Source organism: Priestia koreensis (assembly GCF_022646885.1).
Classification (GTDB): Bacteria; Bacillota; Bacilli; order Bacillales; family Bacillaceae_H; genus Bacillus_AG; species Bacillus_AG koreensis_A.
This window is the reverse complement of the sequence record NZ_CP061868.1, coordinates 594,505-611,266: the sequence shown is the minus strand read 5'-3', so window position 1 is coordinate 611,266 and position 16,762 is coordinate 594,505. Positions and strand designations below refer to the sequence as shown.

The following is a 16,762-nucleotide window of genomic DNA, read 5'->3' as shown; positions in this document are numbered from 1 at the left end:
ATTCTATTCTCCCCCCTACTCGATGCGAATCCGTGGATCTACCCAGCTTAAAATCATATCCGATAAAAGCGTTCCAACTAGCGTTGCAAGACTAGTCATTAAAACGAGCGCTGTTACTACGCTATAATCACGTAGATTAATAGAAGATACAAACAGCTGACCAATTCCTGGATAACCAAAGATGTTTTCAACAAAAACAGCGCCTCCGATTACACCTGTAATTTCATATCCTAAAAAGGCTGCAACCGGTAATAGGGAGTTTCTCAAGATATGGCTAGAGTATACTTTTGATTCAGGTACCCCTTTAGAACGTGCTGTTCGAGGGAAATCCTTGAATTTTGTTTCAATAATTTCATTTCGTAGATACTGAACCGTAACAGTTGTGGCAATTAATGCCTGTGAAAAAGCTGGTAAAATCATATGGTTAATCTTACTTAAAAAGTAAGCAAACGTCCCTGCTTCTACTTGAGGATCTACTGAACCACTAGTAGGGAACAAATCCCATTTAAATCCAAATAGGAATAACACAACAAGTGCAAAGATAAATAACGGTGTGGCAAATGTTAAATAGTTATAACCGGTAACTAATTTATCTGGCCACCTATCATTCCAGCGTCCACTCACAATTCCCATTGGAATGGCTAGTGCATAGGTTAAAATTAATGTTAAAATACCAAGCCAAATTGTATTGACTAGACGATCTCCAATAATATCTGTAACTGCTAGTTTATGAGTATATGATTTACCAAGATCCCCTTGAGCAACATTTTTAATCCATCGTACGTATTGAGTTGATACTGGATCGTTCAATCCTAGCTTCTCTCTTTGTTCTTCGAGTACTTTAGGATCTGCGTTTGGATTCATTGCTCTACCAGTTAAAGCATCCCCTGGCATAGCTTTTGCTAAAGCAAAAACGATTACACTGACAATAAAAAGCTGAGGGATCATAATTAATATGCGTCGTAAAATTAGTTTTATCATAATTTTCCCTCTCCTTATGGCAATGCGACTCGATGTGTATTTGAAACAGGCTGCAAGTCGAACGCTCTTCCGTCTTTGTCAAAATAAGTACTATAGGATTCTTTATATTCCTTAGCTACGTCTTTTCTGAAGCTCACGGATTCCTCTCGATATTCAGGTCGAATATCAGGAATAGCCGCAATTAGTCGTTTCGTATAGATGTGCTGAGGGTTTTCATATATTTCATCACTTGTTCCTTCTTCTACAAGACGGCCTCGATACATAACGCCCATTCGTGTACACATGTGTCGAATTACTCCTAAGTCATGACCTATAAATAGGTATGTGAGGTTAAATTCCTTTTGCAAATCTTGTAAGAAATTCAGAACCTGAGCTTGTACAGATACGTCTAGTGCTGATACAGGCTCATCTGCAATAATTAGCTTCGGCTTCAGCGTAAGCGCTCTAGCAATTCCAATACGCTGTCTTTGTCCTCCTGAAAATTCATGAGGGTATTTAAAAATTGCATCAGGCGGTAAACCCACTTTACTTAAATATTCCTGAGCAACTCTTCTCTCCTCCGTAGGAGACATGCGTTCAAAATTACGAAGCGGTTCTGATATAATATCAATTAGACGCTTTTTAGGATTTAAAGATGAATATGGGTCCTGAAAAATCATTTGGATGTCTTTTTTGTAAGGCTTAAACTCACTTTTGCTTAGTGAAGCAAGGTCTTTACCTCCAAAGTGAACCTCTCCACTAGTAATCTTGTTTAGTCCCATAATAGCTTTACCAGTAGTCGATTTTCCGCTTCCTGATTCTCCTACTAATCCATACGTTTCACCAGCTTGTAGTTCAAACGAAACGTCATCAACAGCCTTTACGTGCCCGACAACGCGTTTAAAGAAGCCGCCCTTTATGGGAAAATAGACCTTTAGATTATTTACTCTGAGCAATGTCATGGCTGATCTCTTCTCCTTCGGCATTTTTGAAATAAAAGTGCTTATAGCATGTACATCTTACATGATGGCCAGGAAATACTTCATGAAGCTCCGGTGTTTCCTCATGCAATGCATCTTCAATCCATGGAATACGGCCTTTGAAGCGACAGCCTTTTCTTGGAAGGTTCACAAGAGATGGCACAACCCCTTCAATAACATGAAGACGATTTTGAACACTTGTAGTAGTAGGAACTGAGTTAAGTAGTGAACGAGTATATGGGTGTTGAGGACGATTAAAGATTTCATCAACTGTCCCTGTTTCAATTACTTGCCCCGCGTACATCACAACCACTCGATCCGCTACTTCAGCTACAACACTTAAATCATGCGTAATGAGAACAACTCCCATACCATTTGCTTCTTGAATCGATTTGAGTAAATCTAAAATTTGCGCTTGAATCGTTACGTCTAACGCTGTTGTTGGTTCATCCGCAATAATAAGCGAAGGATTACAAGCAATCGCGATCGCAATCATCGCACGTTGTCTCATCCCACCAGATAGTTCATGTGGAAACTGCTTGTACGTCAGTTCAGGCTTCGGAATCCCAACTTGATCTAACAGTTCACATGCACGATCTTTTCGCTGATTTTTCGAAAGATCAGTATGATAAGATAAACTCTCTTCAATTTGTTTCCCTATAGTCATTAGAGGATTAAGAGCTGTTAACGGCTCCTGAAAGATCATACTAATTTCTTTCCCTCTATACTTATTCATTTGAGCATTAGATAGACTTAAAACATCTTTACCTTTATATAAGATTTTTCCATCCATCTTTGTTCTTTCACTATTATGCAACCTGTTAATAGACAGAGCCAAAGCACTTTTTCCACATCCAGATTCCCCTACTATAGCTACAATTTCGTTCGAATTGACCGTAATGGATACATCATCAACAGCGGCATAATACTTATCTTTAATTTTAAACGATGTTGATAAATTTTTAATTTCTAACAAATGTTCCCCCATAACTAGCCTCCTGTTACTTCTGTCACGACAAGAACTGTTGCAGTCCTTAAGATCTTTTTGACAAGAGTGATCGTTTGCTTGACCAGCTGATATTTTTCAGCTTTTAATACAACTATTCCTACATTTATACTTGGTTTTCGAAGCAATGAATTATTGCCTGTGTCCCTGCTTTTTCTTTTTTTAATTAGCAAGACGCACCTTCTACCTCATTGCTTGTCATTATCATGTCAGAAAAGTTAGATAATTAAAAGCGCATTTGGTTTATATAAAAGGTGACTTTTGTACCGAGTATAGTTAGTAGGAATGTTCCGGAATTATTTTTATAATTTAAAATTTCGGAAAAATTTAAATATATTTTATTAATATTATTATTATGGATATATCTACTATATGTCAAGACTATTTTTACATATAATGTCGATGATGGAAGAGATATTTTATTACATTTTCAACCAATTTTATGTTAATTTATTGTTAAAATGCCGTTTATAAGGGTTTTTATTCTTCCCATAAGTTTTAAAATTGTTTTCCCAAAAAAATAATTATTAGAATTTTTCATAATGATTTTAAATTTTATTATTATATTTGTTTGTAAATTTTTTGTCGAAACTGTAGGCCTTTGTTATTACAACTTACTTTTTTCCACAAAAAACAACAGAAAAAAGACAGCTTTTATAGCTGTCTTTTTTATTATTCTATCATAGTCTCTACTCGATCGGATCATGCTGCAATTTTTTATATCGTCTTTGTAATTTTATCAATCGTGCCAAATGCAGAATGACCGTTTTTGCTACCGCATACGTTGGAATTGCTAAAATCATGCCAATAGGTCCTGCTAGTTTCCCTGCAACTAATAGTAAAACGATAATGGTCAACGGATGCGTATCCAATCGTTTTCCAATCACTAACGGTGAAATTAAGTGTCCATCTAGCTGTTGTACGATTACGACAACAACAATCACCAATACCGCTTTAAAAGGTGAGTCCAACAGGCCAATAATAACAGCTGGTGTAACTCCGATAAATGGCCCTAGATACGGGATGATGTTTGTAATCCCTACTAACACTCCTAGAAGAAGCGCATATTTCAACCCGATAATAAAATAGCCGATCGAAGTAACAACAGCTACAAATAGCGCAACAAGCATTTGTCCTTGAATGTAAACAGCAAGGGTTTTGTTCATTTCTTCCATAATTGTTAGGCCTTCTTCACGATAAGAGGCTGGGAAGAAACGCATTGTTGCTTTCGGAAGTCGATTTCCGTCTTTTAACATATAAAACAAAATGAATGGTACCGTTACGATAGTTAACGCCAAATTTGTGACCATTCCGAAAATATTTTGAAGACTGTTGGTCACCGTATGAGATGATCCCGGAGATGCATTCATCGCCCAATCCTTTGCTTTATCAAGCGGGACGTAATCTTGATTGATCGTCCACTTGAACCACTTTGTATGAGACAAGTGATTCATATAGCTTTGGATTTTATCGATGTTTTTCGGGATGCTATTAATTAGCTCTGTAATTTGTGACACTAAAAGTGGTCCTACTAAATTAACAATCAGCGTAATAATTCCGATGAATACAATATAAAGAAGCAAAATAGCTAATACTTTCGGAATTTTTATTTTCTGTAAAAACCCAACCACAGGGCTAAACAGGAAGTATAGGAATCCTGCTACGATAATCGGTAGGAAGATGGTTGAAATAAACACGACAATCGGTGTGAATAAAAAAGACATCTTCGTACAGATAAAGACAATAAGAACGATCATTAAAATTTGAAATGTCCAAAATTGGAATCTTGATTTTATAAACATAAGGTGTTCTCCTATTACCTATTAAATTAATTTGCTTTTGTTTAAGAGCTTACTCTTTCAGAGTGCTGTTGATTGCCCAAGCCTACGTTGGAGCGACTAATGCATTTCTTGCCTGAGACGCGGCATTGACGAATTGCGTTAATTTCCCCTCCAATTAAAATGGCAAATCCAGAAAGGTACAACCATGTTAGTAGCACAATCACAGCCCCTAGACTTCCATAAGTCGCGTTGAAGTTCCCAAATTGCGAAACATAAAAAGAAAAAGCGAGAGAAATAACTTGCCAAAGTACCGTGCCAACAATTGCTCCTAGATACGCTTCTTTGAAAGTTACTTTTTCGTTTGGTGCGAGCATATATAAAACAGTTAATACTGCACACATAGTAAGGAAAGAAAAAATAAAGCGACTAATATTTAAAACAATTTGATTGTCTGCTACAGATGGTAGATAGCTGCTGACAAAATCAATAATTACGCTTCCGAATATAGGAAGTGCAAGCGTGATAACAAACGTTAGAACCAATCCTACCGTCATGATAAGGGCATGAAGTCTAACCTTCCAAAACGGTCGGGTTTCCTCTACAAGGAACGCCTTGTTCAACGATCGCATTAGTGCGTTTGCACCGTTTGAGGCAGACCATAGTGTCGCTAGAATCCCAAAGGAGAGCAGACCGCCGTGAGGATTGTTAAGCAGCTCACCAATATGGCTTGTCAGCATATCCCCTGTTTCCCCAGGAGCGTATTGCTTAATAATGTCTGTAATTTCAGTGGCATCCAATGAAAAGTACGGAAGGATCGAAACCATAAAGATCAGCAGTGGAAAAAGAGAAAGCAAGAAATAGTAGGCTAAAACTGCCGCCAAGTCACTTACTTCGTTTATTTTTATTCTTTCCATCAATTCTTTTATCATATTCATCTCTCACCTCAAAACCTTTTGGTTATTTAATTTTTCTTATTAATGATAGGGTTTATTAATGTTTTCAATTCCCTCTTTCGACTCTCATAAACTTCAAATATTATGGAAAAAAGCCGCTGACACGCAGCGACTTTTTCAGAGATTCTTTTTATGAATGTTTTTCCCATCGTAGGAAAACATGACTTCACGTCCGTCTAACACCGTTTCAAGATGAACGGTTCTTCCCCATAGTTGATATACGTACGGGACTACCTTTTCCAAATACTTTGTATCTAACTCAATTCCTTCATACCAGTGCTTTAAGTATAGCTCGCCGTTGCGAAGGTAATCACCATCATTAACTGTAATGTACGGGAATCCTCCGTTCACACGCATTCCAACGAGCTGATCACGAACCTTCGTCCATTCCTTATCAACAACCTTATAGTCTTTTCCTTGTTTTTGGAAGAGGTACATATCTTCACGCATCACAAGATCCTTCGTTAAATAGTTGCGTAAAAACGAGATATCTGATTCCACTTCCCTCACTTCAAACATCTTCTCACGGCCGCTTCCCGCTTTAACACCGCGCTTTTTCATATCAGCTGTTGGGTTGTCATAGCGATCTTCAATATCTTCGAAGATTTTAAGACCAAGATAATACGGGTTGATCCCCGTTTTAGATGGCTGCACGACGCCTGCGTTTAATTTGGCAAACTCAATAGCCTCATTGCTTGTGAGGTTCATCTCACGGATAATGCGCTGATGCCAATACGACGCCCAGCCTTCGTTCATGATTTTTGTTTCGAGCTGCGGCCAGAAATAAAGCATTTCCTCTCGCATCATCGTTAAAATATCACGCTGCCAGTCCTCTAGGTCACGGCTATATTGCTCAATAAATAAGAGAATGTCCTTTTCCGGCTGTGGTGGAAACTTCTTTTTCTGCTTTTCGACTTTTGGTTTTTTTCGATCCTTGTAATCAAGGTTCCACAAATCATCATAAGGGCTGTCGCTATTAAAGCCTCCCTCTTCATCATCTTCCATGCTCCAAGACAACTTTGCACGCATGAGGGATGGATCAATATGCTCTTGGATCGATAGGATCGCATCTAAAAACGTCTCGACTTCCTTTTTCCCATAGGAAATTTCATAGTGCTTAATGCGGTCAGCCGTTGCCGCCATACTCTCTACCATATCTCGCTTCGTATTGACAAACCGATAATTATTCTTGAAGAAATCGCAGTGTGCCAAGACGTGAGCCACAATTAATTTATTTTGTATCAGTGCATTTGAATCAAGTAAAAACGCGTAGCATGGATCAGAGTTAATAACAAGTTCATAGATTTTACTTAATCCTAAATCATAATGAAGCTTCATTTTATAAAACTGCTTCCCAAAGCTCCAGTGAGAAAAACGCGTAGGCATTCCATATGCCCCGAACGTATAAATGATATCTGCCGGACAAATTTCATAACGCATCGGATAAAAATCGAGTCCAAATCCTTTGGCAATCTCGGTAATTTCCTGTATCGCATACTGAAGTTGCTTTTGCTCTTCTTCCCGCACTTCCATCTCCCCTTTCTTCCCTTACTTGAAATTTATGTTTAAATCTCAAAATCATGTACAAAGTTTCTGCTTAACGTAGACCTGTCCCTTGCTTTTTTTTTTCTCTTTGATTGATTCGGTACATTATGTTTAAACATTTAAACTAACGAACTGAGGTGTACTCTCGTGACTTATACATCTGGTCCAGAGCACGATGAAGCAATGGCTTTGTTTCGAAACAGTATTCCAATTTTCCAGGCACTGAGCGATCCCGCAAGGCAGGATATTATTATGATTTTGTCACAGCATGAACAAGTTAATGTGAACGACATTACAAATCAGCTTACGTTGTCACGACCGGCCGTCTCTCATCATCTAAAAATTCTCCGGGATACAGGGCTCGTTTCTCTTACAAAAGTAGGAACACAGCGCTACTACTACCTTTCTTTGGATGATTCTGTTGCCAAATTAAAATCGCTTCTTAATAAAATTGAAGATACGTGCTTATAATAGAGAATTCTATTGTGAACTTTTAGGAGGAACATCAGTCTATGATGTTCTTTTTTGTGCCATTTTTTATGCGACGACAATTCGAAGTTTAGAGGTGTGTATTTGAGGTATTTAAATACTAGAAACAATCGGATATGAAGGAATTTTATACATATTGCTTCATTACGATGCCAATCCGTTTTTAACGAGGAGGAAGAAAAGTGGAAAAGAAGAACCATTTAACGACGAATCAAGGCACACCCGTAGGCGACAACCAGAATTCTCGTACCGTAGGAAATCGAGGACCTACGCTTATCGAGGATTATCATCTTATTGAAAAGATTGCACATTTTGATAGAGAACGTATTCCTGAACGTGTTGTACATGCTAGAGGAGCTGGAGCACATGGTGTGTTTACGGTTGAAAACAGCATGAAGCAATACACGAAAGCAGCGTTTTTACAGGAGGAAGGAAAAGAAACACCTGTATTTGTTCGATTCTCAACCGTTATTCATCCAAAAGGATCACCTGAAACGCTTCGCGACCCGCGTGGCTTTTCAACGAAGTTTTACACCGAAGAAGGAAACTATGACCTAGTTGGAAATAATCTTCCGGTATTTTTCATACGGGACGGAATCAAGTTCCCTGATATGGTTCATTCGTTAAAACCTGCTCCTGATACAAATATCCAGGATCCCGATCGATACTGGGATTTTATGACGCTAACTCCTGAATCAACTCATATGATGACATGGCTGTTTTCCGATTTGGGTACGCCAGCAAACTATCGTCAAATGGAAGGCTTCGGCGTTCATGCTTTCAAATGGATAAATGCAGATGAGGAAACAGTATATGTGAAATACCACTGGAAGCCACATCAAGGTGTGAAGAGTTTAACAATGGAAGAAGCGGCAGAAATTCAGAAAGAAGATTTCAACCATGCAACGAGAGATCTTTTCGAACATATCGAAAAAGGTGATCATCCGAAATGGGACATGTACGTCCAAATTATGCCGTTGGATGACTATGATAAGCTGGACTATGATCCGTGTGATCCAACGAAAACTTGGTCAGAGGATACATATCCTTTGAAAAAAGTTGGGACAATGACGCTTGATAAAAATCCAAAAGACTTCTTTGCTGAAGTTGAACAAGCTGCCTTTTCACCAAGTGCGCTTGTGCCAGGGATTGAGCCTTCAGAAGACAAACTGCTTCAGGCTCGGCTATTTTCGTATCCAGATACCCAAAGACATCGTCTAGGACCAAATTACTTACAAATTCCGATTAATTGCCCTTATGCTTCTGTTCAGAATCATCAGCGCGATGGATTTATGCAAACAAAAACGCCTGAATCAACGATTAACTACGAGCCTAATCGCGACTCGTACTTACCAGAGGCTCCAGCGTACCGCGACAGCACACAACCAGCACACGGTCACATCACGAGAGAAAAAATCGATAAACCAAACGATTTTCAACAGGCTGGTGAGCGTTATCGACGTTATACAGATTCTGAAAAGGACAATTTGATTAAAAACCTAACAGACGATTTAAAAGACGTAAATGAAAAAACAAAGCTTTTGGCAATCTGCAACTTCATCCGGGCCGATCGCGAATTCGGACAGCGTCTTGCTGATTCCTTAAAAGTGGATATACACGAATATTTAGCTACTTAATATAGGGCTAGTATTCCAACTATCAGATCTATTTATGCTTATCAGCGCCTGTCTAAGGTATCTTCATACCCTAGACGGGCGCTTTTTTATGAGGAGATTCGTCCAACATTTTCAGCGTAAAAATTTAGAGGATTTATCACAAAATATAAAGGACTCCTCAAAGGAGGTAATGTCATGGATGATATGGATTACGATAAAGCCCTCTATTATACCCACCGTTCTCAATGGGATAATCTGCTGGTTTTAATGGTTCGTACAGAGGACGATTTTTTATCAAAGAAAATTGAGCATTTCCTTCACGCCTATAATTTTGAACGGAATTATCGCGTGATTCAAGAAGAGCTCTATTCATTATTACGATACATCGACCATGCGTCTGAATTAAACGGTGTAGAAATGCTAGTCGATGAAATATAACAACCACCTTTTTCATCTTCCTGATTCTGAGGAAAATGAAAAAGGTGGTTTTTTGTTAACTATTACAAAAAATAAGTTGACATAAAAGGCGTTTGCTTTTAAGATTTGGATTAGATACATAATGAAGAGGTGACCACTATGGAGAAAAGACAAAAGTTGCGAACAATTGATTTAACAATGGCGGCTATGTTTGTTGCGCTAATGGCTATTGGTGCAAACATTACATCATTTGCCCCCTTCTTACAAGTAGCCAACATCCCACTTACTATGCAGCCTTTCTTTACCGTACTAGCTGGTTTGTTGCTTGGTAGTAGAATTGGCGCTTTATCAATGACCGTATATATGATCGTTGGTTTAGCAGGAGCTCCCGTATTTGCTCAATTTGGTAGTGGCTTTGATTCGCTTTTAGGTCCTTCGGGCGGATTTATTGTTTCGTATATTTTCGGAGCTTATGCAGCTGGGAAAGTAGTTGAATTAAAAGGAAATTATTCTCTTTCTACCTTTATTATCGCTTCCCTTGCAGGAGTTGTCATGATTTACTTAGTTGGTACAAACTTAATGTACCTTGCTCTTAAAACATGGATTCATGCACCTATTTCTTATGCAGCAGCATGGAACATCATGGCCTTGTTTGCTTTGAAGGACTTAGTCTTCACTCTCTTCTGTGCATTCATTGGTCTACGAATTTATAAAGCGTTACGCAACACCACTTATTTTAAAACGAAGCAGGCTACACAGCACAAAATTAGTTAATAAAAAAGACCGCTTATCGTTGGCGGTCTTTTTCTTGCGTTAGCGCACGTACATTTTTAATTCTTCCATTGCTTCTGCCACTAATTTCGCTGCATCGTCAATTAGCGTATCCTCTTCACGAACGAAGCAGTGAGGATCAAAAACCACTTGTTTTGGAATCGCATTTGCATATACGCCTCTCATAACGATACGCATACTGTTCAAGGAGTTAATGCCGCCTTTCCCTCCCCCTGCAACTGACATTAAGGCAACAGGCTTATACTTGAATTGTTCACTACTAAGGAAGTCGATCGCATTTTTTAATGCTCCGCTCATGCCGCTATGATATTCTGGTGTCGTTAAAATCACTCCATCCGCTTCTTTTACGACCTGACGAAGCTCTTGAACGCTTTTTAACTCGTTCTGTTCTTCCTCACCAGAGAATAATGGAAGCTCGTGGGTGCTCAAATCAATTAAATGTGCCCCATACGTGCGACTAATAAAGCGTGCTAAAATTCCCGTTCTTCCGTGCTTTCTTGGACTACCATTAATAACAACAAATTTCATTTTCTATACCCCTTTGTTTTATGATTAGACGAGTCCTTGCTTTACAGCATATAAAGCAGCCTGTGTGCGATCCGCTACGTCCAGTTTAGCTAAAATGTTGGAAACGTGTGTTTTTACCGTTTTCTCCGTAATGACGAGATCAGACGCAATTTCCTTGTTGCTTTTTCCTTTTGCAATTTCTGTTAACACTTCTGTTTCCCTTTTCGTTAGATCCAACAATTTGTTCGTTTCAGAAACAGGAGGATTTGTAACATGAGTAAGCACATGATTCATCACTTTTGGATGAAGCTGATTTTCTCCGTTATAGACAGCACGTATTGCTTTTACAAGCTGATCAGGTTCTACATCTTTCAATTGATAACCGGATGCCCCTGCACGAATAGCAGGGATCACATAGTCTTGATCTGAAAAGCTGGTAAGGATTAAAATTTTAATATCAGGCATCACCTGTGTCAGCTTTTTCGTCGCTTCAATCCCATCCATTTCTGGCATAACTAAGTCCATTAGGACGAGATCTGGCTTTAAGGACTGTGCTAGCTCCACGGCTTCATAGCCATTTTTCGCTTCTCCAACAATCTCAATGTCAGATTGTGTACGGAGAAAAAAGACGAGTCCTCTTCTGACGACATGATGATCATCTGCAATTAAAATTCTCATTTACATTCCCTCCCTCTTCAATGGAATTTGTATGTAGATTGTTGTTCCTTGATTTGCAGCTGATGTTACTTGAAACGTTCCATTTAGGCTCTCAGCACGCTCCTTCATACTCGTTAGTCCAAAGGTTAATCTTGGCTGATCCTCGTTGTATTGAAATCCTTTTCCGTCGTCGTGAATTTCGAGTGATACATAAGATGAGTTACCTGTAATCACAATGGTTATTTCTTCTGTCTCAGAGTGCTTGCTGCAATTATTTAAGGCTTCTTGTCCAATACGCCACAGTGCTTCTTCTGTAGAGAACGAAAGCTGTAGAACACCTTTTACATCTACTTGAACCGTTAATCCTAATACCTTTCCATAGTTGGCTAAAGCGGTTCCTACTCCCTCCTCTAGACCTTGAGGTCGAAGTTGCCAAATGAGTGATCTCATTTCACTAAGAGCTTCTTTTGAAAGACCCTGGATATAGTCCAACATTTCTTTTACCTGTACGTCCTCTGTCATTTCTTTTGTTCCTCGCGCCGTTAGCGAAATGGAGAAAAGAAGCTGATTAACCGAGTCGTGAAGATCTTTTGCAAGACGGTTTCGCTCTGCCAACAAAGCTGATTCCTGCTCCTTTTGAGTCAAAGCAATACGCTTTAAGGCTGTTCCGATTTGATAAGCAATTCCTTCTAATAACGCAAGTTCTTTTTCTACAAAGCGGTTTTTATGAGGAGACGCTACATTTAGTAGTCCAAAGCGCTCATCTCCTGCCAAAAGTGGAACTGTAGCATGATGAGTAATATCTCGCGTATCGCCCCACTCAAACTCCACCGCATCTTCTAATCGTTTGCACTCGATAATATTTGCAGCTCGTTTCAGACGACCATCATTGTAGCGATCCAAACACCAGCATCCGCCTTCACACATGGGCTTTTTAGACTCGATGCATAATGCTTCAGGAAGCTCGTAATCTGCTGCTAGTGAATAGTTTCCTTTTTCATCAATTAAATAAATCCACCCTGCTTCAAGTTGTGTTAAAGAAAGGATTTCTTTTAATACATCATTTAGCATCGTATGAATATCATTCGCTGAGTTCAACGTTTCCGCAATTGCCTTTAACGTTCGAAGCTCATGCACCTTCAATTCATCATTCGTCATGTCTATCCCTCGCCGTTAATGTTTTAGTACTTACATTATATCAATATGTACAACGTTTTCGTGTCATATTTTGGATTGAACTTTTCTACGACTAAAGTTGTAGAAGGACCTTTTAAACAAACGTTTATTTAAAAAGCCTCAACGTCTTGATAGACAAAGGTTTATAAACATTCAATCAAACGTTTGTTTAAATGTAAGCATAAGAAAAAAGAGCGGAAAAAATCCGCTCTTTTTTATGCTTTTTGAAGCTGGTTCAATGATTCATGAACACGATTCATTAGATCAGCTTTAATTTGCTGTAGGCTTTCTGAACTCTCTGATTCAGTGGTACCAACCACCCCAAAATAGAATTTCACCTTTGGCTCCGTACCAGACGGGCGGAGGCAGAACCAAGATCCATCTTCTAAATAAAATTTTAATACGTTTGATTTAGGAAGAGTGATCGGCTCGTTAAGATCATCTAAAATATGGTGGCGCTCACCTGTAGAATAGTCCTCTAACGTCACTACTTTTTTGCCAGCGATCTGCTGTGGAGGGTTTGCTCGGAAACTTGTAAGGAGTTGATTGATATGCTCTGCTCCTTCTTTCCCTTTTAGTGTTAAAGATTCTAGTCCTTCTTGATAGTAACCATACTCTTTAAAGATCTGCTGCAGAGCTTCATACAAGGTGTGACCTTGTTTTTTGTAGTATCCACACGCCTCTACTGCTAAGAGTACAGCTTGAACAGCATCCTTATCACGAGCGAAATCCCCGATCAAATAGCCGTAGCTTTCCTCATAGCCAAATTGGAACGTGTACTCACCCGTTCGCTCGTACTGCTTAATTTTTTCACCGATGAACTTAAATCCTGTTAACGTATCTACAACTTCTAATCCGAAAGATTCAGCAATTTTACCACCCAGTTCAGACGTTACAATCGTTTTCAATACGACGCCGTTGCTAGGAAGTAGCTGCTTTTCTTTCTTTTCTTTTAACAGATAATGAAGAAGAAGTGCTCCCGTTTGGTTTCCTGTTAACAACACATACTCGTCTTGTTCATTTTTCACTGCAATACCAAGTCGATCTGCATCGGGGTCTGTTGCAATTAAAATATCTGCATTTGTTCTTTTACCTTCCGCAATCGCATATTGGAACGCGGCAGGGTCTTCAGGATTTGGTGATTTTACAGTCGAGAAATTTGGATCTGGAACAGCTTGCTCTGCAATCACTGTTACATTCTGATATCCTATCGCTTGTAAAGCTTCTGTAACCGGTTTATTCGCCGTACCGTGTAGGGGAGTAAAAACAATTTTCAGCTCATCGCCAAGCTCCTGTGCAAGCTCAGGATGCAACAAAATGGTTTTTAGCTCTGCTTGATATGCTTCATCTACTTCACGGTCAATGATCGTAACGAGTCCTCGTTGCTTTAAAGAAGATTCATCTTCTACCTCAATGCCTAGTTCATCCTTGAACTCATATACGTATTGAATAAGCTCATCTGCATCATGAGGTGGTAGCTGTGCTCCATCAGGTCCATAAACTTTATATCCATTGTATTCAGGAGGATTGTGACTTGCTGTGATCACAATCCCACCGAATGCATTCAAGTGACGCACTGCGAATGATAGCTCAGGCGTTGGACGCAGCTCGCTAAATACATATGTTTTGATCCCGTTTGTTGCGAGCGTTTTTGCTGCTTCCATCGCAAATTCAGGTGACTTATGTCTTGAATCATAGGCGATCACCACACCACGATTCATCGCCTCTTCACCATTGGCTTTGATGTACTGAGCAAATCCTGCAGATGCTTTACGAACCGTATAGGTATTCATACGATTTGTCCCCACACCTATTTCGCCACGCATGCCGCCTGTACCAAATTCTAAATTTTTATAAAAACAGTCTTCCAACTGTTTCTCATCATCTTTAAGATCTTCTAGAATGCCCCTCATTTCAGCATCTAAGCGCTGACTTTCTTGCCACGTTGCATAAGTCTCTCTCCAGCCCATCGTTCTCCTCCTCGTCTTTGCCATCCTTGTTTTCATTAACTTCTACATTTTAAGCTACGTTTCCTTCTATCATCATAATGGAAATTTTGACAAATTTCGAGCGAGAGCCTGTTAATTAGCTAATTTTTTGAGCTGACTCATCAAGTGGAACGACCGCATCGTGAATGTGTTTTTCAACTTCCTTCGTGTATAAAGCCGTTTGTTGTTCATTCCATCCTAATCGTTGAGCCATATAGCGAACGACAGGCTCTTTAAATTGGCGCGCCCAATCGATATCAAAGTATACAGCACCTGTACGACGGATAAAGAAATCAATTGGTTTTGTTACCATTTCTTCTTCCATGCCGTAGAAAATTTGTAGGAACACTTCGATTGGCAACTGACTGCGAGTCAATTCTTCCCCTTGCGTGCGGATATAGCCAAAAACAGTATCAATGTTTGAACCATATCGTCTTACAAGCTTTTCAGCCGCACTTTGTGATAAACCAAGCTGCATACCTTCTTTTGTTTTCGCATTTACGAATGAAGGGAAGTTTTTAGAGCCTCCAACATCTCCACCTGAAATGCTCATATGCTTCGTTTGAGCAGCAGGGAACGTTTTGCCGATTTCTTCGCCTAAACGTTTCGCTACTAAATCGACAACGATTTCAGCCATTTTACGGTATCCAGTTAACTTACCACCAGCGATTGTAATAAGTCCTGAATCAGATGTCCAAATTTCATCCTTACGAGAGATTTCAGATGGATCTTTTCCTTCTTCATGAATTAACGGACGAACACCAGCCCAGCTTGATTCTACATCTGCTTCTGTAATTTTCGCATCCGGGAAGATGAAGTTAATAGCATCAATCACGTATTTACGATCTGCTACTGTCATCTGTGGATGAGTTTGATCTGCTTTGTATACAGTATCCGTTGTTCCTACGTAAGCTTTGCCATCACGAGGAATCGCAAACACCATGCGTCCGTCTGGTGTATCAAAATAAATCGCTTGTTTTAACGGGAAACGGCTTTGATCAATAACAAGGTGAATACCTTTTGTTAACTGAAGCTGTTTTCCTTTTTTTGAATTATCTTTTTCACGTAGTGTATCTACCCATGGTCCTGCAGCATTTACAATTTTCTTCGCGTATACTTTGTAGCTTTTGCCCTGAATTTGATCGACTACAACGGCTCCAACAGCCTTGCCATTTTCATAAATAAACTCTTCAACTTTTGCGTAGTTTGCTAATAGCGCACCGCGTTTTGCTGCTTCCTTTGCAACCTCAATTGTTAAACGAGCATCATCCGTTTTGTACTCAACGTAGTACCCGCCACCTTTTAAACCTTTTGATTTTAGTAACGGTTCACGTTTTAATGTTTCTTCTACGCTTAACATTTTACGGCGTTCATTACGTTTTACCCCAGCTAAAAAGTCATATACTCTTAGCCCAATGGAAGTAGAAAATTTACCGAATGTTCCGCCTTCGTAAAATGGAAGGACCATCCACTCTGGAGTGGTAACGTGTGGACCGTTCTCGTATACAATCGCACGCTCTTTTCCTACCTCTGCAACCATTTTCACTTCAAACTGTTTTAAATAACGAAGCCCACCATGAACAAGTTTAGTTGAACGACTAGATGTTCCAGCTGCAAAGTCTTGCATTTCCACTAATCCAACTTTTAGTCCTCGTGTCGTTGCATCAAGAGCAATTCCTGATCCAGTGATTCCTCCTCCAATAACTAACACGTCAAGCTGTTCTCCTGCTAATTGATCTAATATGTTAACTCGTTTACGACTTGAAAATTCCATTTTTATCCTTCTCCTTTCGAAATAAAAAGAGACCACAAGTCCCCTATGCAATAAATGCGATAAGGACTCATGGTCTCTCCCTGTTCTCCAACCAGTTATTAACTTGTTTTTATCTTACCAT

The 16,762-nt window shown here is 39.3% G+C and carries 15 protein-coding genes; 4 read left to right on the top strand and 11 right to left on the bottom strand.

Annotated features, from left to right (window positions below; genetic code table 11):
- Positions 1-15: 15 nt before the first annotated feature.
- From opp4B to IE339_RS03045, 6 genes are all read right to left on the bottom strand, one after another.
- Positions 16-981, bottom strand: a complete 966-nt coding sequence (opp4B, locus tag IE339_RS03070) for an oligopeptide ABC transporter permease (RefSeq protein ID WP_242173437.1) — start codon at positions 979-981, stop codon at positions 16-18.
- Positions 982-995: 14 nt separating this feature from the next.
- A complete protein-coding gene (locus IE339_RS03065) occupies positions 996-1,922 on the bottom strand; it encodes an ABC transporter ATP-binding protein (protein ID WP_242173435.1) in 927 nt (308 codons plus the stop codon).
- Complete coding sequence (locus IE339_RS03060) at positions 1,900-2,928, bottom strand: ABC transporter ATP-binding protein (RefSeq protein ID WP_242173433.1); 1,029 nt, start codon at positions 2,926-2,928, stop codon at positions 1,900-1,902. Before IE339_RS03060 ends, IE339_RS03065 begins: the two co-directional genes overlap by 23 nt.
- A 707-nt stretch (positions 2,929-3,635) precedes the next feature.
- Positions 3,636-4,748: an AI-2E family transporter gene (locus IE339_RS03055; RefSeq protein WP_242173431.1), complete on the bottom strand. Its 1,113-nt coding sequence runs from the start codon at positions 4,746-4,748 to the stop codon at positions 3,636-3,638.
- Between the two features lie 41 nt (positions 4,749-4,789).
- Complete coding sequence (locus IE339_RS03050; protein ID WP_242173429.1) at positions 4,790-5,656, bottom strand: YihY/virulence factor BrkB family protein; 867 nt, start codon at positions 5,654-5,656, stop codon at positions 4,790-4,792.
- 141 nt (positions 5,657-5,797) lie between these two features.
- Positions 5,798-7,207 carry a SpoVR family protein gene (locus IE339_RS03045; RefSeq protein WP_242173427.1) on the bottom strand — a complete coding sequence of 470 codons (1,410 nt, stop codon included), beginning with the start codon at positions 7,205-7,207 and terminating at the stop codon, positions 5,798-5,800.
- 201 nt (positions 7,208-7,408) lie between these two features.
- On the opposite strand from IE339_RS03045, the gene IE339_RS03040 reads away from it, so the two are divergent.
- From IE339_RS03040 to IE339_RS03025, 4 genes are all read left to right on the top strand, one after another.
- Positions 7,409-7,696, top strand: coding sequence for an ArsR/SmtB family transcription factor (locus IE339_RS03040; RefSeq protein WP_242176092.1), 288 nt, complete (start codon positions 7,409-7,411; stop codon positions 7,694-7,696).
- A gap of 200 nt (positions 7,697-7,896) precedes the next feature.
- Positions 7,897-9,351: a catalase gene (locus IE339_RS03035; protein ID WP_242173425.1), complete on the top strand. Its 1,455-nt coding sequence runs from the start codon at positions 7,897-7,899 to the stop codon at positions 9,349-9,351.
- Positions 9,352-9,525: 174 nt separating this feature from the next.
- A complete protein-coding gene (locus IE339_RS03030; RefSeq protein ID WP_242173423.1) occupies positions 9,526-9,768 on the top strand; it encodes a YhdB family protein in 243 nt (80 codons plus the stop codon).
- Positions 9,769-9,906: 138 nt separating this feature from the next.
- Positions 9,907-10,521 carry a biotin transporter BioY gene (locus IE339_RS03025; RefSeq protein ID WP_242173421.1) on the top strand — a complete coding sequence of 205 codons (615 nt, stop codon included), beginning with the start codon at positions 9,907-9,909 and terminating at the stop codon, positions 10,519-10,521.
- Positions 10,522-10,560: 39 nt separating this feature from the next.
- Here the strand turns inward: IE339_RS03025 and IE339_RS03020 are convergent, their stop codons facing one another.
- The 5 genes from IE339_RS03020 to IE339_RS03000 all read right to left on the bottom strand — a co-directional run bounded on the left by IE339_RS03020 (position 10,561) and on the right by IE339_RS03000 (position 16,641).
- Positions 10,561-11,067, bottom strand: coding sequence for an NADPH-dependent FMN reductase (locus tag IE339_RS03020; RefSeq protein WP_242173419.1), 507 nt, complete (start codon positions 11,065-11,067; stop codon positions 10,561-10,563).
- Between the two features lie 24 nt (positions 11,068-11,091).
- On the bottom strand, positions 11,092-11,724 hold the full coding sequence (locus IE339_RS03015; RefSeq protein WP_053400686.1) for a response regulator: 633 nt from the start codon (positions 11,722-11,724) through the stop codon (positions 11,092-11,094).
- A complete protein-coding gene (locus IE339_RS03010) occupies positions 11,725-12,861 on the bottom strand; it encodes a GAF domain-containing sensor histidine kinase (protein WP_242173417.1) in 1,137 nt (378 codons plus the stop codon).
- 233 nt (positions 12,862-13,094) lie between these two features.
- The gene (locus IE339_RS03005; protein ID WP_242173416.1) at positions 13,095-14,849 is read right to left on the bottom strand and encodes a phospho-sugar mutase; all 1,755 of its coding nucleotides are present in this window, start codon (positions 14,847-14,849) and stop codon (positions 13,095-13,097) included.
- A 115-nt stretch (positions 14,850-14,964) separates the two neighbouring features.
- Positions 14,965-16,641: a glycerol-3-phosphate dehydrogenase/oxidase gene (locus IE339_RS03000; protein ID WP_242173414.1), complete on the bottom strand. Its 1,677-nt coding sequence runs from the start codon at positions 16,639-16,641 to the stop codon at positions 14,965-14,967.
- Positions 16,642-16,762 lie beyond the last annotated feature (121 nt).